Annotated in this window: 1 pseudogene; it reads right to left on the bottom strand. The window is 77.9% G+C overall.

What is annotated here, in order from left to right:
- Positions 1 to 455: pseudogene (locus tag FRW57_RS22715) on the bottom strand (ABC transporter permease); the annotation flags it as partial.
- Positions 456 to 553 lie beyond the last annotated feature (98 nt).

A 553-nucleotide genomic window follows, 5' to 3' on the forward strand; every position in this document is an offset into this window, starting at 1 on the left:
CCGGCGACGCCACCCCGCTGCAGCCGCCAGGCGAGCACCAGCGGACTGCGCAGTCGGGGAGCGGCCCGGGCGGGTCCCGGGCGCGGCCGGACCAGCCCGCCGCCGAGGTCGCGCCGACCCACGAGGGCGTGGGCGCCCCCGGCGACCAGTGCAGTGAAGGCGAGCGGCACGACCGCAACCCACCAGCGCTCGTCGCCGAAGGGCCGCAGCTGCTGGCCCCAGCCCAGCGGCGACAGCCAGGACAGCCCACCGCGCCACGAGCCCTCCGGCGCGCTGTCACCCAGCGCGCGCAGGACGAACGCGACGGCCAGCGCCGACATCGCGAGACCGGTGGCCGTGCGGGTGCTCTCGGTGACCTGGGCGAGCAGCGCGGCCACGGCCGCGAACGACATACCGACCAGCGCCCACAACAGCCCGAAGGCGAACGAACCGGCGACGTCGAGCCCACCAGCCACGAGGCCGAGGGCGGTCGGCCCGGTCCTCGACCGGGCGCGAGAGGTGGAGCTCGCCCTCGCCGCCTTCGGCAGCCCCCGCGTCGCGGCGGTGCGGACCG

Origin of the sequence: Segeticoccus rhizosphaerae (assembly GCF_009192725.1) — a bacterium.
Classification (GTDB): Bacteria; Actinomycetota; Actinomycetes; order Actinomycetales; family Dermatophilaceae; genus Segeticoccus; species Segeticoccus rhizosphaerae.